At 63.6% G+C, this 19,110-nt stretch carries 22 protein-coding genes, 1 tRNA gene and 1 pseudogene; 12 read left to right on the top strand and 12 right to left on the bottom strand.

Annotation, left to right across the window (positions count from 1 at the left end; all coding sequences use genetic code 11):
- The first annotated feature begins 195 nt into the window (after positions 1–195).
- Complete coding sequence (locus TS85_RS07745; protein WP_044331456.1) at positions 196–750, top strand: recombinase family protein; 555 nt, start codon at positions 196–198, stop codon at positions 748–750.
- Positions 751–818: 68 nt separating this feature from the next.
- On the opposite strand, the gene arsH is transcribed toward TS85_RS07745, so the two are convergent.
- Genes arsH through TS85_RS07725 form a run of 4 tightly spaced genes read right to left on the bottom strand, consistent with a single transcriptional unit; the run spans position 819 to position 3,458 of the window.
- A complete protein-coding gene (gene arsH, locus TS85_RS07740) occupies positions 819–1,547 on the bottom strand; it encodes an arsenical resistance protein ArsH (RefSeq protein WP_044336048.1) in 729 nt (242 codons plus the stop codon).
- Positions 1,548–1,555: 8 nt separating this feature from the next.
- Positions 1,556–1,987: an arsenate reductase (glutaredoxin) gene (gene arsC, locus TS85_RS07735; protein WP_044331455.1), complete on the bottom strand. Its 432-nt coding sequence runs from the start codon at positions 1,985–1,987 to the stop codon at positions 1,556–1,558.
- On the bottom strand, positions 1,984–3,084 hold the full coding sequence (gene arsB / locus TS85_RS07730; RefSeq protein ID WP_227698710.1) for an ACR3 family arsenite efflux transporter: 1,101 nt from the start codon (positions 3,082–3,084) through the stop codon (positions 1,984–1,986). Before arsB ends, arsC begins: the two co-directional genes overlap by 4 nt.
- On the bottom strand, positions 3,081–3,458 hold the full coding sequence (locus TS85_RS07725) for an ArsR/SmtB family transcription factor (RefSeq protein WP_044331454.1): 378 nt from the start codon (positions 3,456–3,458) through the stop codon (positions 3,081–3,083). The genes arsB and TS85_RS07725 overlap by 4 nt, the downstream gene beginning before the upstream one ends.
- Before the next feature lie 163 nt (positions 3,459–3,621).
- On the opposite strand from TS85_RS07725, the gene TS85_RS07720 reads away from it, so the two are divergent.
- The 5 genes from TS85_RS07720 to TS85_RS07700 all read left to right on the top strand — a co-directional run bounded on the left by TS85_RS07720 (position 3,622) and on the right by TS85_RS07700 (position 7,926).
- Entirely contained in the window at positions 3,622–4,104 is a 483-nt protein-coding gene (locus tag TS85_RS07720) for a hypothetical protein (RefSeq protein WP_155006337.1), read from the top strand.
- A 123-nt stretch (positions 4,105–4,227) separates the two neighbouring features.
- The gene (locus TS85_RS07715) at positions 4,228–4,989 is read left to right on the top strand and encodes a hypothetical protein (protein ID WP_044331452.1); all 762 of its coding nucleotides are present in this window, start codon (positions 4,228–4,230) and stop codon (positions 4,987–4,989) included.
- The gene (locus TS85_RS07710; protein WP_077228518.1) at positions 4,989–6,530 is read left to right on the top strand and encodes a type IV secretory system conjugative DNA transfer family protein; all 1,542 of its coding nucleotides are present in this window, start codon (positions 4,989–4,991) and stop codon (positions 6,528–6,530) included. Before TS85_RS07715 ends, TS85_RS07710 begins: the two co-directional genes overlap by 1 nt.
- Positions 6,531–6,718: 188 nt before the next feature.
- Entirely contained in the window at positions 6,719–7,021 is a 303-nt protein-coding gene (locus tag TS85_RS24045; RefSeq protein ID WP_155006336.1) for a hypothetical protein, read from the top strand.
- Positions 7,018–7,926: a recombinase family protein gene (locus TS85_RS07700; protein ID WP_077228517.1), complete on the top strand. Its 909-nt coding sequence runs from the start codon at positions 7,018–7,020 to the stop codon at positions 7,924–7,926. The genes TS85_RS24045 and TS85_RS07700 overlap by 4 nt, the downstream gene beginning before the upstream one ends.
- A gap of 135 nt (positions 7,927–8,061) precedes the next feature.
- Here TS85_RS07700 and TS85_RS07695 read toward each other — a convergent pair whose 3' ends face one another.
- The gene (locus TS85_RS07695; protein WP_044329667.1) at positions 8,062–9,084 is read right to left on the bottom strand and encodes an IS110 family RNA-guided transposase; all 1,023 of its coding nucleotides are present in this window, start codon (positions 9,082–9,084) and stop codon (positions 8,062–8,064) included.
- 179 nt (positions 9,085–9,263) lie between these two features.
- On the opposite strand from TS85_RS07695, the pseudogene TS85_RS26400 reads away from it, so the two are divergent.
- Positions 9,264–9,332, top strand: a pseudogene (locus tag TS85_RS26400) (hypothetical protein); the annotation flags it as partial.
- 541 nt (positions 9,333–9,873) lie between these two features.
- Here the strand turns inward: TS85_RS26400 and TS85_RS07685 are convergent.
- Positions 9,874–9,950: transfer RNA gene (locus tag TS85_RS07685), tRNA-Arg, on the bottom strand.
- Between the two features lie 61 nt (positions 9,951–10,011).
- Between TS85_RS07685 and TS85_RS07680 the strand changes: the two genes are divergently transcribed.
- The 3 genes from TS85_RS07680 to TS85_RS07670 are packed head-to-tail and all read left to right on the top strand — an operon-like array spanning position 10,012 to position 11,413.
- Positions 10,012–10,758, top strand: a complete 747-nt coding sequence (locus tag TS85_RS07680) for a queuosine precursor transporter (RefSeq protein WP_044331448.1) — start codon at positions 10,012–10,014, stop codon at positions 10,756–10,758.
- Positions 10,758–11,078 (top strand): hypothetical protein, encoded by a 321-nt coding sequence (locus tag TS85_RS07675; protein WP_044331447.1) that lies wholly within the window; start codon positions 10,758–10,760, stop codon positions 11,076–11,078. Before TS85_RS07680 ends, TS85_RS07675 begins: the two co-directional genes overlap by 1 nt.
- Positions 11,075–11,413: a hypothetical protein gene (locus TS85_RS07670; protein ID WP_044331446.1), complete on the top strand. Its 339-nt coding sequence runs from the start codon at positions 11,075–11,077 to the stop codon at positions 11,411–11,413. The genes TS85_RS07675 and TS85_RS07670 overlap by 4 nt, the downstream gene beginning before the upstream one ends.
- On the opposite strand, the gene purQ is transcribed toward TS85_RS07670, so the two are convergent.
- The 6 genes from purQ to fdhD form a co-directional block, all read right to left on the bottom strand.
- Positions 11,381–12,046 (bottom strand): phosphoribosylformylglycinamidine synthase subunit PurQ, encoded by a 666-nt coding sequence (gene purQ, locus TS85_RS07665; RefSeq protein ID WP_044331445.1) that lies wholly within the window; start codon positions 12,044–12,046, stop codon positions 11,381–11,383. The two genes, TS85_RS07670 and purQ, sit on opposite strands and share 33 nt — an antisense overlap.
- On the bottom strand, positions 12,043–12,273 hold the full coding sequence (gene purS / locus TS85_RS07660; protein ID WP_044331444.1) for a phosphoribosylformylglycinamidine synthase subunit PurS: 231 nt from the start codon (positions 12,271–12,273) through the stop codon (positions 12,043–12,045). The genes purQ and purS overlap by 4 nt, the downstream gene beginning before the upstream one ends.
- Before the next feature lie 76 nt (positions 12,274–12,349).
- On the bottom strand, positions 12,350–13,129 hold the full coding sequence (gene purC / locus TS85_RS07655; protein ID WP_044331443.1) for a phosphoribosylaminoimidazolesuccinocarboxamide synthase: 780 nt from the start codon (positions 13,127–13,129) through the stop codon (positions 12,350–12,352).
- A gap of 150 nt (positions 13,130–13,279) precedes the next feature.
- Positions 13,280–13,813: a molybdenum cofactor guanylyltransferase gene (gene mobA, locus TS85_RS07650; RefSeq protein WP_044336045.1), complete on the bottom strand. Its 534-nt coding sequence runs from the start codon at positions 13,811–13,813 to the stop codon at positions 13,280–13,282.
- A gap of 9 nt (positions 13,814–13,822) precedes the next feature.
- Positions 13,823–15,019 carry a molybdopterin molybdotransferase MoeA gene (locus TS85_RS07645; RefSeq protein ID WP_044331442.1) on the bottom strand — a complete coding sequence of 399 codons (1,197 nt, stop codon included), beginning with the start codon at positions 15,017–15,019 and terminating at the stop codon, positions 13,823–13,825.
- A complete protein-coding gene (gene fdhD / locus TS85_RS07640) occupies positions 15,016–15,852 on the bottom strand; it encodes a formate dehydrogenase accessory sulfurtransferase FdhD (RefSeq protein WP_077228515.1) in 837 nt (278 codons plus the stop codon). Before fdhD ends, TS85_RS07645 begins: the two co-directional genes overlap by 4 nt.
- A gap of 190 nt (positions 15,853–16,042) precedes the next feature.
- Between fdhD and TS85_RS07635 the strand changes: the two genes are divergently transcribed.
- Together TS85_RS07635 and TS85_RS07630 are read left to right on the top strand one after the other, a co-directional pair.
- Positions 16,043–18,313 (top strand): FdhF/YdeP family oxidoreductase, encoded by a 2,271-nt coding sequence (locus tag TS85_RS07635; protein WP_044331440.1) that lies wholly within the window; start codon positions 16,043–16,045, stop codon positions 18,311–18,313.
- Entirely contained in the window at positions 18,313–19,101 is a 789-nt protein-coding gene (locus TS85_RS07630) for a formate/nitrite transporter family protein (protein WP_044331439.1), read from the top strand. The genes TS85_RS07635 and TS85_RS07630 overlap by 1 nt, the downstream gene beginning before the upstream one ends.
- Positions 19,102–19,110: the final 9 nt, after the last annotated feature.

Genomic DNA, 19,110 nt, shown 5'->3' with positions numbered 1-19,110 from the left:
CGCAGCTTTGATTTATATATCGCGTTTTATTTGCAGGTTATTTCTATACGGCAACGAGTTCATCGTCGGTTCAGGCGGGATATTGTCTATGGGCCGCGCGCTGGCATGCCCTTCCTGCGGTTGCGCCAACGCCCGTTTCTGCAACCCGCCCGGCTTTGCCGCGTGGGTAAGGCTCCTGCAAACGGAGCATCCAGCATGACCAGAATCGGCTACGCCCGCGTCTCGACCGACGACCAGAATCTCGACCTGCAACGCGACGCGCTGCGAATATCAGGCTGCGCCATCATCCATGAGGATCAGGGCATATCGGGCGGGGCAACGTCGCGTCGCGGGCTTGAGGCGGCACTGGCGTCGTTACAGGCGGGCGACATGCTCGTGGTGTGGCGGCTGGATCGGCTGGGCCGGTCGCTGCCGCATCTGCTCAGTGTGGCCGGTGATCTTGCGGCGCGCGGCTGCGGCCTCGTATCCCTGACGGAAGCGATAGACACCAGCTCGGCGGGTGGTCGGCTGGTGTTTCACATCATGGGGGCGCTGGCGGAGTTTGAGCGGGCGCTGATTTCCGAGCGGACACGCGCAGGATTGCAGGCAAGGCGGCGGCGCGGGCAGCGCCTTGGCCGCAGGCCCAAACTCGCGCCATCAGATCTGGCCGCAGCAAAGGCCGATCTGGCAGCGGGCGGGAAAGTCGCCGGGATCGCATCCCGGCTCGGCGTCAACCGCGTCACGCTCTGGCGGGCGCTGAAATTGAAGTGAAGGTTTCTTGTGGCCAGGTTCAGTCAGATGCGCGCCGGTCATGGAACGGCATTGCTCTTGAGAAGCCGCTAACTCGCAATTTCGTGACTCATGGCAGCAGCCGTTAAATTCTTTGCTGTCTCCAGCCCTGACTCTTTGCGCTCGCTGTAGCGGTCAACGAGGTAATCCGAACGGTCGCGGATCAGCAGCGTGAATTTGAACAGCTCCTCCATCACGTCCACGATCCGGTCGTAATAGGATGACGGTTTCATGCGGCCTTCGTCATCAAACTCCTCATAGGCTTTGGCGACGGAAGACTGGTTAGGGATCGTCACCATTCGCATCCACCGACCAAGAACGCGTAACGCATTCACGGCGTTGAACGACTGCGAACCGCCGCTGACCTGCATAACGGCCAGCGTTCTCCCCTGTGATGGCCTTACGCCACCCATGGCCAATGGTATCCAGTCGATCTGCGCTTTCATGATGCCGGTGATCGTGCCGTGACGCTCCGGGCTGCACCAAACCTGACCTTCCGACCAGATGAACAGCTCGCGCAATTCGGCGACCTTCGGATGGCTCGGATCGACGCTGTCGGGCAGAGGCAGGCCGGACGGGTCGAATATGCGCACCTCTCCGCCAAAATGCTCCAGCAGACGCGCGCATTCCTCGATGACGAACCGGCTGTAGGATCGTTCGCGCAGTGAACCATACAGCAGCAGAAAGCGCGGCCTGTGGGACGCTGGGTGCGTCGGTTCCAGCAGGTCGAGCGTTGGGGTCGTCAGGTATTCAGGTGAGAGGGCGGGAAACGCGGTCATGTCGGCGCTCACGGACGAAGCGCGCACGCGTCGCCAATTTTCACAACCTCTCCGTCCTCCTTTGTGAACGCCGCAGGCTGGCGGTCGAGCAGGTCAAGCACGGCCTCTGACGGACGACAAAGCTTGGTCCCTTTCGGGGTCACGACGATGGGACGGTTCACAAGGATGGGATGTGCGACCATTGCGTCCAGTATATCATCGTCTGTCGCGGTTTCTGCCAGCAGTCCAAGTGCGGCAGCCGGTGTGCCTTTCTCGCGCATGATGGCGCGCGGCGCGGCCTTCATATCGGCCAGCAGACCTTCGATCTGAGCGCGTTCCCAGCCGCTTTTCAGGTACTCCACGACATTCGGCGCGTAGCCAGCCGCCCGGATCATTTCGAGGGCATTGCGCGACGTACCGCAGGCCGGGTTGTGATAGATGGTGATAGGGAAATCGCTCATGCTTCTGCCTCTGGGGTTGCGGCAGGCGTGACACGGCGGCGCGAAACTGCGCCTCCTGCCTCATACCAGCCTTTTGATCTGTTCACGATGGCAACAATGGAGAGCATCACCGGCACTTCGATCAGGACGCCTACGACCGTCGCCAGCGCCGCGCCGGACTGAAATCCGAAGATGCTGATTGCGGCGGCGACCGCCAGTTCAAAGAAATTGCTCGCGCCGATCAGGGCAGACGGCCCGGCAACGCAATGCGCTTCGCCCGTCGCGCGGTTCAGCAGGTAGGCCAGCCCGGAATTGAAATAGACCTGAATCAGGATGGGAACAGCCAGCAGCGCGATCACGACCGGCTGGTCGATAATCTGCTCGCCCTGAAAGCCGAACAGCAGGATCAGCGTCGCCAGCAGCGATACGAGCGAAACCGGCTGCATCTTCCACATGGCGGTGTTCAGTCCCTCGATACCGCCGTGCGCCATGAGGGCGCGGCGGATCACCTGCGCTGCGATAACCGGAACGATGATGTAGAGGCCCACTGATAGCGTCAGTGTTTCCCACGGCACGGTAATGGCGGAAATACCAAGCAGCAGGGCGACGATAGGCGCGAATGCCACGACCATGATCGTGTCGTTCAGCGCCACCTGCGAAAGCGTGAAATTCGGTTCGCCGTCCGTCAGGTTGCTCCAGACGAACACCATCGCTGTGCAGGGCGCGGCAGCAAGCAGAATCAGACCGGCGATATAGCTGTCGATCTGATCCGCCGGGAGGTACGGGCGAAACAGATAGCCGATGAACAGCCAGCCCAGCAGCGCCATTGAAAAGGGCTTTACGGCCCAGTTAATGAACAGGGTGACGCCGATGCCGCGCCAATGGGCGCGAACGCCAGCAAGCGCACCGAAATCGACCTTCACCAGCATGGGAATAATCATCAGCCATATGAGAACGGCCATAGGCAGGTTGACGCGGGCGACTTCCGCCGCGCCAATCGCTTGAAAGGCGGGCGCGAAGAAATGTCCCAGGGCCACGCCGACGATGATGCAAAGCGCCACCCAAAGCGTGAGGTAGCGCTCAAACAGCGACATGGCGCTGGACGTCTTGCCGCTCATGCCCGCGCACTCTGAACAGGAGCCGGGCAGCAGGTCGCCTGCCGGATCAAATCCGTTAAAGGCTCGCACAATTCGGGGCGACCACCGCAGCAATCTTCCAGCAGGAAGCCGATCAGGCCGACCAGACTGTCATAGCTGGCGGTGTAAATCAGCGACCGGCTTTCGCGTCGCTGGGATACCAGCCCTGCGCGGTGAAGGTGGGCGAGATGAAACGACAGGGAAGACGGCGCGCTTTGCAGCGCCTCGGCAATCGCGCCTGCCGACAAGCCTTCCGGCCCGGCTTTGACCAGCAGACGAAACACGGCCAGCCTCTGCTCGTGAGCGAGGGCGCTGAGAGCACCGACTGCATCGGTCGGGGATGTTGGATTCGACATTTCAAGAAATATCGACTTAATTAGCTTCTATGTCAACCGGTCCCGCTCTGGCGGGCGCCGAAGATTAAACGAAAAGGATGTGATGCTTTTCGCCGTCTTTTTCCCGCACCGACGATAACCTCCCGTCATGATGATTCGCGCGTGAACATGAAGGAGCAGAAAAATGCGCGTCTCGGCATGGGTTGTATGGCAGTTCATCCGCATCTGGCCATTACGGGGAGCCAAGCGACGGCGGCCTCGCGAGACACGCGATAATGAAGCACTGTGGTCGCCTCTGGAGCGAGATGCCAGACCCAGCCGTTTCCTGCGCATTCCGACCGACGAGGAGTTGATGCGGCGTGCCTACCTTCGGCGGCTGGCGCGGGATGTCCGCGATCTCGGCATCAACCGCCGCCATTTCTATGATTGGGTCGCGGATGAAATCTACGGATTTCAGGGGCTGTACATGACGTTTGACGGCAAAATGATCGATCCTGAAGACCTGCCGGAAACCGAAGCTGCCTTCATTGAAGAGGAGCGCTGGGTGGACGGCTTCTACGAGTTGGCCGACCGGGAGCCGAAACAGGCGGTCCAGAAAAAGGTCATTCCCCGCCTGCGTCTGATCGCCATGGCCTATGACGCCTATCGCAGTCGCCAGTCGAAATAAGCCGATCCTGCACATCTGATAGCCGTGGCCTGATCCGCCACGGCTTTTTTGTTGGCTTTCTCCCACATATCGGCTTCCGGCCTGCTTTCATTCTCCGGTCACTCATTCAACCGGAGACAGCCCATGAAGATCAATTACGGCGATAACGGCGAAGCCACGCAGGAAGTCCTGCCGCTGCCTGCCGCGCCTGCCATCTACCAGCCCCAGCCGCCTGTTGCGCCGCCACGCGGTCACAAGATCGTCTCGGCGGGCTTCCATATGTTCGTCGGCATGGTGCTGCTGATGCTCGCCCTGTTTTCTGCTGAAACCTTTGCGCCTGAAAACATGCGGCCCTCCGCCGTCATGGGCGGATATCAGGGCCGCCTTCAGGTCGAAATCCGCGCCCGCGACCTTGAGACGCAGGCGATGTATGACGCATGGGTCCAGCAGGCCCAGATCAGCGTCAACCAGCAGCAGGTCGGATATCAGGGGCAGGTGCAGGCCATCGTCGCCAACTATCAGGCGGCCTATGAGCGCGCCCGGCTGTTTGCGGAAGCCACCACCCGCATCCAGCAGGATTACACCCACCAGATTATGATCCAGAAGCGCCAGCAGCAGGAAGGCAGCGGCACGGTCCTGAACTGGGCTGAGACGCTCGCCAACGTGCTGCGCCCGTTCGATCCGAAGACGGCGGAGAAAATCGACGAATATGCCGATGACCTCTATTCCCGGATGCGGAGCAAGCTGGACGATGCTGTTCAGCAGGGCATCACCATCAATATCGAAGGCTGGGATACCGGCCTGCCGTCGCCCGAACAGGTGCGCGCCGATCTGGAAAAGGTGAAGCCCATCGTGATCCCGGCTCCTCCGCGCATCAGCCGTGATGCAAAGCAGGCGCGCAACTGATGCGGCTTGAAACACTGGCAAGCTGGTCCATGCGCCTGATGAGCATGGCACAGGATGCCGACCGGCGTGAGCGCGAGGAGGAATCCCGCGCTCATGCTGCGTATCAGCACTACCTCATGGCCACGGCTGCCCCGTCCGGCAAATATGGCGACGGGCGGCTGGCCAGCATCCATGATGCTCATGATGCCGGGCTGCTTGATGCCAACGGCCTGTTTCTCGGCGTGCTCGATGGCCGCGCATTGTTCTTTGCCGGTGACGGGCAGATGCTGAGCTACGCCCGCGCCGGTTCCGGCAAGGGGCGGGACTGGATACTGCCCAATCTCGCCCATGTGCGTGACCGCTCGCTGCTGGTCGTGGACGTGAAGGATGGCGAAAACTGTTTCGCTTCCTTCAAGCATCGTTCCCAGACGCTGGGCCAGCCCTGCATCTATCTCAACCCGTTCGGGCTGCTCGGCCTGCCGAACACGGCCATCAACCCGCTGCAAACCCTGACCGACATTGTGCAGGGCGGCGGCGAGATTGACACGCAGGCCGATGAGATCGCGCAAATCCTGCTGCCGCCCGGCCCGAAAGACGGCGGCAATGGCTGGGTGCGCAAAGGCGCACTCCGCCTGCTGGCAACCCGGATGGAATATCTGGCGCATTGCGAGCCTGACCAGTGCAATCTGGGCGGCCTGTGGCGCTTCGTGAACGCCTCCACTGATGACCTGGATAGAGCGTTCATGATGATGGAAACCTGCGGCATAGAAGGCATCGCCCGCCGCGCCGGGGCGCTCCGGGCAACCTTCGTCGATGCGCCAAAACAGTTTGAAGCCTACAAGTCGGAAGCCATAGAAGCCCTGAACCCGTTCGAGCCGGGCAAGACGCTGGAACGCGCCACGCGGTCACACGGCTTTGACTTCGCCCGGCTCAAGCATGAGCCGCACACGGTTTACCTCATTACCCCTTCGGAGAAGCTGGGCGTCATCGCGCCGTGGATCAGCCTCATCGTGAACTATGCGATTGAAGCGATTGCCCGCGAGCCGGGCCAGCTTCGCACCTGCTTCATCCTCGATGAGTTTCCCCAGCTTCCGCCTGCGCCCGCGATTCTGAAAGCCCTGCGGTTGTATCGTGGCCGGGGCATCCAGCTATGGATATTCTCACAGGGGCGGTTTTCGATGGAAAGCCGCTGGTCGCGGGAAGCGGTGAAGGAATTTGAGGATCAGGCCGCCGTGTTCACGATGACCGGCGTGGAAGACCCGGACCTGCTGCGCGATGTCGAGAAATGGTCGGGCAACCGCACCATCGTCACCCACGGCCTGAACGTGGGCGGGGGCGCTGTGGAAAGCGCAGGCACCAACCGCAGCGAGGCGCGCCGCCCGGTGCTGCAATCAGAGGATATCCGCGCGGTCGGCGCGGGCAGGCAGATCATCAAAGTTGCTGGCGTGCCGCCGCTGTTCGTCTGTGAGCGCCTGCCGTTCTACACGGTCGATCCGTGGAAGGATCAGATTGGCGATGTGCGTGAGCTGCACAAGGGGCAAATTGCAACTCACAAAACCTAACCTAAAGTTGCAAGCTCTCAACCATTCATTGTATGATTATTTTACAGCCATTGTTCAAATTGACGAACAATGCAGACGGCGCAGTAGAGTTTAAGACGTTTCTCCCAAATCAGGATAAACGGTGAATTACAAAACTCCTGCGCCTCATCAAATAGAGGCGCTGCTTATTGCAGCGAAGGGGTTTGGCAGTGTCGGTGATTTCGACACAAGATATGGAGCAGTACCGGCAACTTGTTGCCGGGATCAATTTGTCCGTAGAACGCAAGGACGAGCTGATCTGCATCGTCCATTCCATCATGTCGCATTTTGTCGATAGCGCCTTCGGCGTTCAGACCGATCAGATTTCCCTGGCAGCCGGTCAAAAGAGCCGTTTTCAGGCGGCCTTTGAACGTGCTAACATCCAAGCCAATCCAGAACATGAAACTGTTGACCCCGATGCCGGGGGCGCGAACCATATCGATTCAGGCCCGAAGGGGCAGATTGCGCCATGAGCAGAAACACAAACCAGAAAGCTATTATCTATTGCCGCGTGTCCGACGCGAAACAGAAGGTGCGCGGCGACGGCCTCGGCAGCCAGGAAACGCGCTGCCGGGAATATGCGGCTTATCGCCAGTTGGACGTGCTGGAAGTATTCCGTGAGGATTACACCGGCGCAACCGCTGACCGGCCAGCGATGCGCGCCGCGCTCGCCATGCTCCGCAAAAATCGCCGCGATCCGCTGGTCATCATCATCGATGATCTCTCCCGCCTTGCCCGCGATGTCGTCTCATTCCGCAAGCTGCGTGATGACATTTCCGCAGCCGGTGGCCTGCTGGAATCGCCGTCCATCGTGTTCCGCGAGGATTCGGACAGCCTGTTCATGGAGAACGTGCTGGCCAGCGCGGCCCAGCATCAGCGCCAGAAGAATGCCGAGCAGACCAAGAACCGGATGCGCGCCCGCGTCATGAACGGCTATTGGGTGTTTCAGGCACCATGGGGTTATCGCTTCGAGCGCCAGTCCGGCGGCGGCAAAGTGCTGGTGCGCAATGAGCCGCTGGCCTCGATCATCAAAGAGGCGCTGGAAGGCTATGCGTCTGGCCGCTTCGATTCACAGGCGGAGGTGAAGCGGTTTTTTGAAGCAACGCCTCCCTTCCCGACTGGCCGGGACGGCTTGGTTCTGAATGAGCGCGTGCATCAGATACTGACCCAGCCGCTTTATGCGGGCTATCTTGAGGTTCCAAGCTGGAAGCTGCCCTTGCAGAAGGCCCAGCATGAGGGCCTGATTTCGCTGGAAACCTTTGACCTGATTCATATGTGGACGCCCCCTTGGCAAGGGCATTTTGTCGGGATGGGTTTGATCGGTTGCTTTCATATGTCCGGCCTGTTTGTGCGGCATACGTGTTGCCGCTGGCCCTGATGGAAATCCGCCGGTGAGGTCCCTAAACAGGCTGCCGCGCGTTGAAGCGCATTGAATCAGACGGGTTGGTCTCACCATTGGCTCGATCGTTACTCATCATCGACTGCCATTACCATTTCGGGTGACCTGGGCTGATCAGGTCAAATTGGCGTAAGGGTGATAGGCCTCCTTGCGGGTCAGCACGACCCAAGCGATCCGAGCGAGTTTGTTAGCCAGGGCCACCGAGACGAGCCGGAAGGGCTTTTTCTCGGAGAGCTTCCTGATCCAGTCCGCCATCGGCGTTGGCTTATCCTTGACGTGGCGCATGACTGCGGTGGCTCCGACGACGAGCAATCGGCGCAGGTATCGGTCGCCCTGTTTGGAGATGCCGCCAAGTCTGGTTTTTCCCCCGGTTGAGTGTTGTTGCGGTGTCAGACCGAGCCAGGCGGCGAACTGCCTGCCTGAAGAGAACTGCTCGGCATCCGTAACGGTTGCAGCTATTGCTGTTGCCGTGATGATGCCGAGGCCGGGGATCGCGGCAAGTCGGCGACTGGCCTCGCTCTCGGTATGCCAAGCGGCAAGCTGCTGATCCAGTTCCGCAATCTCGGCGCTGACGGCCATGATCTGTCGGATCAATATCTCCAATGCCGTACGGGCGTAGGATGGCAAGGCATTCCTGTCAGCCATCACCTGCTCGGCCAGCTTGGCGAGGTTGCCAATGCCGGGGTTGGCAACGTGGCCCAGCTCGGCAAGATGCGCACGCAGAGCGTTGGCGAGCATCGTCCGTTGCCGTACGAGAAGGGATCGGGCGCGATGGGTCATAAGAATGCCCTGCTGCTCGATCGTCTTGACGGGTACGAACCGCATTGTCGGCCGCTGCACGGCTTCGCAGATCGCTTCGGCGTCTAGCGCATCGCTCTTGCCCCGCTTCACGTAAGCCTTGACGTACGATGGCGGTATCAGGCGGACTTCGTGGCCCATCGCTGCAAGCGTGCGAGCCCAGTGATGCGCGGTTCCGCAGGCCTCCACCGCGATCAGGCAAGGCGGCAGCTTCGAGAAGAAAGGCAGCATCTGCTTGCGGTGCAGTTTCTTCACCAGCACCGTGGCACCGCTCTCGTCGATGCCGTGTGCCTGGAATACGCTCTTCGCCAGATCGAGCCCAATCGTCGTGATCGTCATGCAAACGCTCCTCTTCCTCTCGGTTGACCGACCGGCAGCATAGCAACTGTCGGTCGGTGCGGGGGCGTCCACATCATCAGGACCGGCTGGCGGGCAAGGCCCGCGCGCCGTCGCGCAAGGACATCAATGCCGATTTTCCGCTGCGCGGCTTTGTCGCCTGCGGCGATTGCAACCATCCGATGACAGCAACGTGGTCCAAGGGCAAAGGCGGCAAATATCCCTATTACATGTGCCGCCAGCAGGGCTGCGTGAGCAATGGCAAGTCGATTGCCCGCGCCAAGGTGGAAACCGCGCTGGAAGCGCTGGTGCGCTCGCTGACGCCTTCGCATGAGCTGGTGGCCCTCGCGACCACGATGTTCCGCAACCTTTGGGAAGGCCGCACAAAGGGCGTGAAGGAACGCCGCGCGGCCCTCAAGCTGGAAACGGCTGCGGTGGAAAAGAAAATCAGCCAGTTGCTCGACCGTATCGTGGAAGCGGACAACGCAACGATCATCGGCGCGTATGAACGCAAGATCGGTGAGCTGGAACATGACAAGCTGATTCTGGCGGAAAACATCGCCAAATGCGGCACGCCCGTGCGGGACTATGACGAGGTTTTTCAAACCTCGATGAAGTTCCTCGCAAACCCTTGGAATCTCTGGGAAAGCGGTGCGCTGGAAGATCGCCGGGCGATGATGAAACTGGTCTTTGCCGAACGTCTCGCCTACTCGCGGGAAACCGGCTTTCAAACCCCTGAAATATCCTTGCCGTTCAAGGCGTTAGAGGAGATTTCCGGCCCTAAAAGGGAAATGGCGCGCCCGGCTGGATTCGAACCAGCGACCACAGGCTTAGAAGGCATGTGCTCTATCCAGCTGAGCTACGGGCGCGCGCTGCGGACGCCCTCTGCCATGGATTGCGCGGCGACGGAACCGCGATCATAGTTTGCACATGAATGAAGGGGCACGACCACCCGCGGCAATCGCCGCCAGCGCGCTGACCGGCGGGCATTTTCGCTATTACGATTTCGTCATGGCCGCGTTCGTTGCGATCATCCTGCTGTCGAACGTGCTTGGCGCGGGCAAGGTCGCGCAGGTCTGGCTGCCGGGAATCGGCTATTGGCCGTTCGGCGCGGGGATTTTGTTCTTTCCCGTCTCTTATGTGATCGGCGACGTCCTTACCGAAGTCTATGGCTATGCCCGTGCGCGCCGGGTGATCTGGGCGGGGACGGGCGCCGTGCTGTTCATGGCGGTGATGGCGTGGGTCGTCGTCGCGCTGCCGCCGGCGCCGAGCTGGGGCAACCAGGGCGCCTATGAGACGATTTTCGGCCAGGTGCCGCGGATCGTGTTCGCATCGGTCTGCGCCTTCTGGGCGGGCGAGTTCGTCAATTCCTATGTGCTCGCCCGGATGAAGTTGCTGACTCGCGGCAGGATGCTGTGGGCGCGCACGATCGGCTCGACGATCGCGGGGCAGGGGGTCGACAGCCTGATCTTCTATCCGCTCGCCTTTCTATACGCGGTGGGATGGACCACCGATCTGGTGATCCAGGTGCTGTTCACCCAATGGGCGCTCAAGGTCGCGTGGGAGGTCGTGCTGACGCCGGTGACCTATGTCGTCATCGGGTTTCTCAAGCGGCGCGAGGGCGTCGACGTGTATGACGAGGGCACCGACTTCACGCCGTTCGCCACGCGCGTCTGATGAGCCTGCTCCAGGCCGTGAAGCTGTGGCCGGTCCAGCATGTCGACCTCGCCAAGGACGCGCTGCACGTCTATGTCGGGCTGGGCCTGTTTCTCGGCTCGGCGCTGCTGTTCCGCTGGAACCTGCGCTCGTGGAAGCCGTTGGCGGTTGTCCTGGCCGTTGCGCTGACCGGTGAGGGCTGGGACCTGCGCGACAGCATCGTGTATCATACCCCCATCCATTTATGGGGCAATTGGAAGGATCTCTGGAACACGATGTTCTGGCCTACATCGCTAATGGTCCTCGCGCGCACCACCCGGCTGTTTTCGCAGCGCCCATGAATTTCTGGCAGCATTGCAAGGCGTGGCTGGCAACGGCGACGGCGCTTCCCGATTCGACGCTCCACGCGCTTGCGGGCATGCTGGTGCTGCTTGCGGCAGCAGTGGTGCTGCGCCGGGTGCCGTGGGACTGGCGCGCCTGGGGCGTGCTGCTCGCGCTCGAACTCGCGAACGAGACCTATGATATGCTTAATCCTGCCAGCGGCGAGGATCGGCTGGGCGCATCGCTCCACGATTTGTGGCTGACGATGCTCTGTCCGACGTTGCTCGTGCTGCTGGTGCCGATGCTGATCCGGCGGGCCGCGTCACGCGATCGCGTGGAGCAGCCCCTCGAATAGCCGGCGGCCGTCGATGCCGCCATGCGCCGCCTCGATCCGGCGTTCGGGATGCGGCATCATGCCGAGCACATTGCCCGCCTGGTTGAGCACACCCGCGATCCCGCGCGCCGAGCCATTGATGTCCTCGGCATAGCGGAACGCGACGCGGCCCTCGCCTTCGAGGCGATCCAGCGTCTCTGCGTCCGCGAAGTAATTGCCGTCGTGATGCGCCACCGGCACCGTGATCGTCTCGCCCGCGCGATAGCCGCTCGTGAAGATCGACTGGCTGTTCTCCACCGACAGCGGAACGTCGCGGCAGACAAAGTCGAGCCCGGAATTGCGCATCAGCGCGCCGGGGAGCAGCCCGGTTTCGGTCAGGACCTGGAAGCCGTTGCAGATGCCGATCACCGGAGTTCCGCGATTGGCGGCCTCGACCACCGCCTTCACCACCGGCGAGCGCGCGGCGATCGCGCCGCAGCGCAGATAGTCGCCATAGGAAAACCCGCCGGGGAGCGCGATCAGGCCGAGCCCCTCAGGCAGGTCGGACTCGCCGTGCCACACCATGTCGGGCTTGCGGCCGGTCACCGCTTCCAGCGCAACCGCGATGTCGCGATCGCAATTGGAGCCGGGAAAGACGATGACGGCGGTCTTCATGCCCGCTCGACCCGATAATTCTCGATCACCGTGTTGGCGAGGAGCTTTCGGCACATCTCGTCGATCGCGGAGTCGCTGGTCCAATCAGCGACGTCGAGTTCGAAGATCTTGCCGGCGCGGACGTCATCGACGCCGTCGAAACCAAGACCGGAAAGCGCGTGCTGGATCGCCTTTCCCTGCGGATCGAGGACGCCGTTTTTCAGAGTCACGATGATGCGGAGTTTCATGGCCGCGCCTATGACCCCGAAGGGCGATTCCCGCAATCGGAAATAGCGGGAATCGGAGCGATCGCTGCGCCGGGGGCTATTTGCCCCGGCGCTTGCGGTGGCTTTCCAGGTCGAGGACGGCGGAGTCGGCACCTTCCGGGAAAAGCCCAAGACGGCGCGCAACCTCCTGATAAGCCTCGACTTCACCGCCAAGATCGCGGCGGAACCGGTCCTTGTCGAGCTTCTCGTTGGTCACCATGTCCCACAGCCGGCAGCCATCGGGGCTGATTTCGTCGGCCAGGATGATGCGGGCATAGTCATTGTCCCAGATCCGACCGAATTCGAGCTTGAAGTCGACGAGGCGGATGCCGATCCCGGCGAACAGACCGGACAGGAAATCGTTCACGCGGATGGCCATGTCGGCCATGTCGTGCAGTTCTTCCTGCGACGCCCAGCCGAAGCACAGGATGTGCTCGTCGGTGACCATCGGGTCGCCGAGCGCATCGTCCTTGAAATAATATTCGACGATCGTGCGCGGCAGCGGCGTGCCTTCCTCGATCCCCAGCCGCTTGGCCAGCGACCCGGCGACGACATTGCGGACGACGACTTCGATCGGCACGATCTCGACCTGGCGAATCAGCTGTTCGCGCATGTTCAGACGGCGAATGAAGTGCGTAGGGATGCCGATCCCGCCGAGCAGCGTGAAGACATGCTCCGAAATCCGGTTGTTCAGAACGCCCTTGCCGTTGATCGTACCCTTTTTCTGGGCATTGAACGCCGTTGCGTCGTCCTTGAAATACTGGATCAGCGTGCCGGGCTCAGGACCCTCATAGAGGATCTTGGCCTTGCCTTCGTAGATTTGCCGGCGGCGTGCCATGTCGGCGGGTACCCCTGAAAATGCGCTGCCCCGGCGGCGCGGAAGTCCGCGCGACAGCCGGGGCGTGAGAAGGCTGGCGCTATACCGGAAGGGGTGGGGCGGCGCAATCAGGGTTCCTTTCGCGAAAACGCGGCGATCGCGGCGCGGCCCTTAGCCCCCGAGCGAACCGTCGTGCGGCAGGTCCCCCGGCGTGTTGATATTGCGCAGGCCCAGTGCGGCATCGTCATGCGCCGACGCCCCGCTCGCGTCGATCCACGCCCGGATCGACCGCGCGCCCGCGGCGAGCTGGGCGTCGAGCAGCGGCGCCAGTGCGACCGGCCAATAGCCGAGCGCGTGCTGCCGGAGCAGCGTGCGCGGCGTCTCGCCGACGAGCCGCTCGCGCAGGTCGGGCGGGAGCGGGAAGACGTCGACCGGGACGCTCAATACCCCCGCAAATCCGCGCTCCGCCGCATGATGCAGCGCCGCGTTGAGCCCGCCCAGCGGGCCCAGTCCGGGGGCGGGCCGGTCGACGAGCGCATCCACCCCGCCCCAGGATCGCCCGCACAGCACCAGCGCATCGACCTGGGGCGCGAGCGCCTGGAGGACATGGTCGATCAGCAGCATGTCGCCGATCCGCGCCATTGCCTTGTCGCTGCCGAAGCGGCGCGATTGCCCGCCCGCGAGCACGGCACCGAGGATGCGCATCGCCATGTCCTAAAAGCGCAGCGTCGGCACGGTAGCCCCGTGCGGCAATGCCGGTCCGGTGGCAGGAAGCCGGACCAGCAGGTCGGCACGCGTCAACAGCGCCTGTCCGTTGAGCGACTCGCGGTCCAGAATGCGGACCCCCGCGCCGACGCTCTCGGCGCACAGGAAGCGATCGCGCCCGCCGCCCTGCGGGGCGCCGCCCGCCAGCGGCAGTTCCACCCAGCGCAGCCCCGCGTCGATCCCGCGCCCGGCCAGCCCGGTCAGCAACGGCACCAGCAGCACTCGCGCGATCGTCATCGCCGCGGTGGGATTGCCGGGCAGCGCGATCACATGCGCCGCGCCGATCCGACCATAGCAGGTCGGCCGCCCCGGCTTGATCGCGAGATCCGCGAACTGCATCTCCAGCCCGAGCGGCGCCAGCGCGGCCATCCCGTCTTCCCGCCGACCGCGCGACGCGCCGCCGACGAGCACGAGGACGTCGCACCCCGCGAGCAATTCCGCCGCGGCGGCGCGGATGGAAGTGCCCGCGTCCCCGACCCTCGACTGCCCGATCGGCTTGGCGCCCCATTGATGCGCCAGGAGCAGGATCGCCTCCGACAGGCTGTCGGGAAGGGCGTGCGGAGAAGCACTGTCCGCCGCGCTTCCCGGGGCGACGAGCGCCTCTCCGATCGCGAGCACCGCGACGCGCGGGCGCCGCCATACCGTGACGCTGGCCGCGTCGGCGGCGGCTGCGGCGACCAGCGCGCGGGGCTCGAGCACGCGCCCTGCCTCGAGGACCGTCGCGCCGGAGGCGAAGTCGGAGCCGAGACGCCGCACGGCGCTGCGCTCCGATGGAGTGGCGAAGGACACCAGCGCACCGTCGACGATCGCCTCCTCGACGATGCGCACATAGTCGGTGCCGGTCGGCATCGGCGCACCGGTCGCGACCCGCACTGCTTCGCCGGCGCCGACAGAGCCATCGAACGGAGTCGCGGGGAAGCTCTCGCCAAGGATGCGAAAACGGGTGCAGCCTCCCGCCAGGTCCGCGGCGCGCAGCGCGAAGCCGTCCATCGCGGCGCTGTCCTGTCGCGGCGCGTCGACCCGCGCGAGCACCGGCGCCGCCAGGATACGCCGTCCGGCCTTGGAGAGCGGTATGCTTTCCTGCCCGAGCGGCAGGGCATGCGCGGCAAGTGTGGCGAGCGCGGCGTCGAACCCGGTCGCGCTCATGTGCCCGCCGCCCGGGTCGCCAGCAGCGCGTCGCTGCGCACCAGCACGCGCAGCGGAAGTCCGGCCGCTTCGGCGCGCTGGAGCGCCAGCGTAGTGGGCGCCGACAGCGTCGCCAGCATCGGGCATTGCGACAGCACTGCCTTTTCGACCAGTTCGTAGGAGCAACGCGACGTCAGCAACGCGAAGCCGCCGCCCCAGCCGCGCCCGGCGCGAAGCATCGCCCCGATCAGTTTATCAAAGGCATTATGGCGACCGACATCCTCGCGCACCAGCCAGGGATCGCCGTCGCGCGTGCAGGCGGCTGCGCCGTGGACGGCGCGGGTCTCGCGGTTGAGCGGCTGGCGCTGGTCCAGCGCGGCGAGCGCGCGGAACACGGCTGTATCCTCGCCCTCCCAAAGCGCGGTGACCGAAGGGATCGGGCGCAACGCCTGTTCGAGATTCTCGATGCCGCACAGCCCGCACGATGATTCGGAAACGCGGTGCCGAACGCGCTCGACCACCCGATCGGCGCAGTGCGCTGCGAGCGTGGCGCGCAGGACGACCCCCGTCGTTGCCTCCGCCATTACCGCGTGGCTCTCGACATCCAGGATATCCTCGGCGCCCTCGATCAGCCGCTCCGCAAGCGCAAAGCCGAAGGCGAGGTCGTGCAGATCGGTCGGGGTCGCCATCAGCACCGCATAGCCAATGCCATTGAACTCGATCGCTATCGGCACCTCGCGAGCGATCGCGCGATCGATCGCAGCGGTCCCGCCGGTGGCTTCGACCCTCAGCAATCGCATCCGCGTCGCCGAATCGCCGGAAATCGGTGCGACGGAGGCAGGGGGCGCTGTCATCTTGTCGGCATCTCCTCGCGCTCCATTGTTATTCGATACAACGAAATGACGCGGAAATGGCCCTGATACATGTCGCGTAATAGCAACGCTCTATCGCCTGTTCCGCCGCTGTCCAGACGCACTTTGCGCGGTCTCGGGCGGAACCGAAACGCGCCGGGACGCGTATCCCAAGCGTGCGGAGGAGCAAGACATGACCAAAGACCCCAAAACCGTCGAGTATCACAGCGCAACCGGCGGCTGGGGATCGGTGCGGGGCATGCGCGACACCGCGCTGCGCGAAAGGCCAAGTCTCGGCGCGCTCGACACGCTGCGGCGGCAAAACAAGACCGGCGGCTTCATGTGCACCAGCTGCGCCTGGGGCAAGCCGAAGCATCCCCATGCTTTCGAGTTCTGCGAGAATGGGGCGAAGGCAACGATGTGGGAACTGACGTCCCACCGCTGCACCCCCGAGTTCTTCGCCGAACATAGCGTGACCGAGTTGCGCAGCTGGAGCGATCACGATCTGGAGCATCAGGGGCGGTTGACGCACCCGATGCGCTATGACGCCGCGACCGACCATTATGTGCCGTGCAGCTGGGACGAAGCATTCGCTTCGATCGGTGCCGAGCTGAAGACGATCAATCCCAAGTCGGCGATCTTCTATGCATCGGGCCGCGCCAGCCTAGAGACGACCTATGCCTATGCGCTGTTCGCGCGGCTCTATGGGCACAATAACTTGCCCGACAGTTCGAACATGTGCCACGAGACCACGTCGGTCACCCTCAACAGCCTGATCGGGTCGCCCGTGGGCACCTGCGTTCTCGATGATTTCGAAGAATGCGACGCGATCTTCTTCTTCGGTCAGAATGCCGGCACCAATAGTCCGCGCTTTCTCCACCCGCTGCAAAAGGCGGTCCAGCGCGGGTGCAAGGTCGTTACCTTCAACCCGATCCGCGAAAAGGGGCTGATCGAATTCATCAGCCCGCAGAACCCGGCCCAGATGCTGACCGGCAAGGGCACGCAGATCAGCTGCAACTATCTCCAGGTGCGCGCGGGCGGCGACATCGCCGCGATCATGGGGCTGTGCAAGTTCGTGTTCGCGGAGCACGAGCGGCAAGGCGGCACCGTGATCGACCGTGCGTTCATCGCCGAGCATTGCACCGGGTTCGATGCGTTCCATGCGCTGGCCGACGCCACGTCCTGGGAGCGGATCGAACAGGAATCGGGCCTGAGCCGTGCGGATATCGAGGCGGCGGGGCGCGTCTATGTCGACGCGAAGCGCGTGATCGGGGTGTACGGCATGGGGCTGACCCAGCATGTCCACGGGTTCGAGAACATCGCGATGCTGGTCAACCTGCTGCTGATGCGCGGCAATATCGGGCGGCCCGGCGCGGGCATCTGTCCGGTGCGCGGCCATTCGAACGTGCAGGGACAGCGCACTGTCGGAATGTCGGAAAAGCCCGAGCTCGTCCCGCTCGACAAGATCGCGGCGCAGTTCGGCTTCGAACCGCCGCGCGACCAGGGCATGACCACGGTCGATGTGTGCGAGGGGCTGCTGGACGGTACGGTCCATGCGTTCATCGGGCTTGGCGGCAATTTCCTGCGCGCGATTCCGGACCAGTCGCGGATCGAGCCCGTGTGGGAGAAGATGCAGCTCACGGTCCAGATCGCGACCAAGCTGAACCGAGGGCATTTGTTCAATGGGCGCACCGCCTATCTGCTGCCCTGCCTCGGCCGCAGCGAGGAGGACATTCGGGCGGGCGGTCCGCAGACCGTGACGATCGAGGACAGCTTCAGCCACATCCACGGGTCGCTCGGCCACCGCACTCCGGCGAGCGAGCATCTGAAATCCGAAATGGCGATCGTCGCCGGCATGGCGATGGCGACGGTCGCGCCCAACCCAAACGTGCCCTGGGAGGCGTGGACCGGCGATTACGCGCTGGTGCGCGACCAGATCGCCGAGACCTATCACGAGCAGTTCCACGACATGAACGCGCGGATGTTCGAGCCGGGCGGCTTTTATCGCGGCAACAGCGCGCGCGAGCGAGAGTGGAAGACCGAGAGCGGGAAGGCGGTGTTCACCTCGCCCGAGATGTTGGCGGCGACCGACGTCGCCGATGCCGATGGCCGCTACCGGCTGGTCACGGTGCGCTCGAACGACCAGTTCAACACCACCATCTATGGCTATAGCGACCGGCTGCGCGGGATCGAGGGCAAGCGCGACGTCGTCCTGATGAACCCCGCCGATATCGATCGCGCGGGGCTGCGCGCCGGACAGCGTATCGCGCTGGTCGGCGATGCCGGCGACGGCCATGCCCGCCGCATCGACGGGCTGGAGATCGTGCCCTTCAATCTGCCCGACGGGACGATCGTGGGCTATTATCCCGAGTTGAATCCGCTGATCGCGGTCACGCACCATGATCGCCAATCGAAGACTCCGGCGGCGAAGGCGGTTCCGGTCCGCATCGAAGCGGCGGCTTGATGGCGGAGGCGGAGGCTCTGAAGGACCCGGTCGGGGGCGCCATTGCTTCGATCGCACCGGAGGCACTGGCGGCCAAGGCGGGTCAGCCCTTCGCCCGCATGCTTGTCCTGGCGATGCTCGCCGGGGCGTTCATTGCCTTTGGGTCGCTCGGCTCGCTCGTCGCGCAGGCTAATATGGGCGAGGAGGGCGCCGTGCGCCTCCTGTCCGGCGCCGCATTTTCGACCGGGCTTATCCTGGTGATGATCGTCGGGGCCGAGCTGTTCACCGGGAACACGATGATGGTGCTTCCTGCCGCGACCGGCGCGCTCGCTCTGCCGCGGATGGTCGCGGCCTGGGCAGTGGTGTGGATTGGGAATCTGATCGGCTCGGTCGCGATCGTGCTGTTGTTCGCGGGCGCGGGCGGGCTGGGGGACGGAGTCGGCGCGGCGGCGATGTCGGTCGTGGAGGGGAAGCTGGCCAAGCCGCCGGCGGCGATCTTTGCGTCCGGTATCCTCGCCAACATGCTGGTGTGTCTGGCCGTGTGGATGGCGATGACCGCGCGGACGCTCCCCGCGAAGATTCTCGCGATCGTGGGGCCGATCACGGTCTTCGTCGCGGCGGGGCTCGAACATTCGGTCGCGAACATGTCGCTGTTGCCGCTCGGCTGGCTCGCAGCGCCGACGGCGACCCCGGATATCGCGGCGGGCGCCGTCAATCTGGCGTGCAGCACGCTGGGCAATATCGTCGGCGGTGCGGTGTTGGCGCTGACCATGGCCTTTGGCCACGACGCGCTGCGCCGCGGGGACTGACGGGAACGA

The organism is Sphingomonas hengshuiensis (genome assembly GCF_000935025.1).
GTDB classification, from domain to species: domain Bacteria; phylum Pseudomonadota; class Alphaproteobacteria; order Sphingomonadales; family Sphingomonadaceae; genus Sphingomonas; species Sphingomonas hengshuiensis.
This window is presented reverse-complemented; position numbering and strand designations above follow the sequence as displayed.

Coding starts and splice junctions, on each gene's coding strand:
- TS85_RS07745 (WP_044331456.1), top strand. CDS start 196: ATGACCAGAATCGGCTACGCCCGCGTCTCGACCGACGACCAGAATCTC.
- arsB (WP_227698710.1), bottom strand. CDS start 3,084: ATGAGCGGCAAGACGTCCAGCGCCATGTCGCTGTTTGAGCGCTACCTC.
- TS85_RS07630 (WP_044331439.1), top strand. CDS start 18,313: ATGGCGGAGGCGGAGGCTCTGAAGGACCCGGTCGGGGGCGCCATTGCT.
- fdhD (WP_077228515.1), bottom strand. CDS start 15,852: ATGACAGCGCCCCCTGCCTCCGTCGCACCGATTTCCGGCGATTCGGCG.
- TS85_RS07675 (WP_044331447.1), top strand. CDS start 10,758: ATGAGCCTGCTCCAGGCCGTGAAGCTGTGGCCGGTCCAGCATGTCGAC.
- purC (WP_044331443.1), bottom strand. CDS start 13,129: ATGGCACGCCGCCGGCAAATCTACGAAGGCAAGGCCAAGATCCTCTAT.
- arsH (WP_044336048.1), bottom strand. CDS start 1,547: ATGACCGCGTTTCCCGCCCTCTCACCTGAATACCTGACGACCCCAACG.
- TS85_RS07645 (WP_044331442.1), bottom strand. CDS start 15,019: ATGAGCGCGACCGGGTTCGACGCCGCGCTCGCCACACTTGCCGCGCAT.
- TS85_RS07720 (WP_155006337.1), top strand. CDS start 3,622: ATGCGCGTCTCGGCATGGGTTGTATGGCAGTTCATCCGCATCTGGCCA.
- TS85_RS07635 (WP_044331440.1), top strand. CDS start 16,043: ATGACCAAAGACCCCAAAACCGTCGAGTATCACAGCGCAACCGGCGGC.
- purQ (WP_044331445.1), bottom strand. CDS start 12,046: ATGAAGACCGCCGTCATCGTCTTTCCCGGCTCCAATTGCGATCGCGAC.
- TS85_RS07695 (WP_044329667.1), bottom strand. CDS start 9,084: ATGACGATCACGACGATTGGGCTCGATCTGGCGAAGAGCGTATTCCAG.
- arsC (WP_044331455.1), bottom strand. CDS start 1,987: ATGAGCGATTTCCCTATCACCATCTATCACAACCCGGCCTGCGGTACG.
- TS85_RS07680 (WP_044331448.1), top strand. CDS start 10,012: ATGAATGAAGGGGCACGACCACCCGCGGCAATCGCCGCCAGCGCGCTG.
- TS85_RS07710 (WP_077228518.1), top strand. CDS start 4,989: ATGCGGCTTGAAACACTGGCAAGCTGGTCCATGCGCCTGATGAGCATG.
- purS (WP_044331444.1), bottom strand. CDS start 12,273: ATGAAACTCCGCATCATCGTGACTCTGAAAAACGGCGTCCTCGATCCG.
- TS85_RS07725 (WP_044331454.1), bottom strand. CDS start 3,458: ATGTCGAATCCAACATCCCCGACCGATGCAGTCGGTGCTCTCAGCGCC.
- TS85_RS07700 (WP_077228517.1), top strand. CDS start 7,018: ATGAGCAGAAACACAAACCAGAAAGCTATTATCTATTGCCGCGTGTCC.
- TS85_RS07670 (WP_044331446.1), top strand. CDS start 11,075: ATGAATTTCTGGCAGCATTGCAAGGCGTGGCTGGCAACGGCGACGGCG.
- mobA (WP_044336045.1), bottom strand. CDS start 13,813: ATGCGCATCCTCGGTGCCGTGCTCGCGGGCGGGCAATCGCGCCGCTTC.
- TS85_RS07715 (WP_044331452.1), top strand. CDS start 4,228: ATGAAGATCAATTACGGCGATAACGGCGAAGCCACGCAGGAAGTCCTG.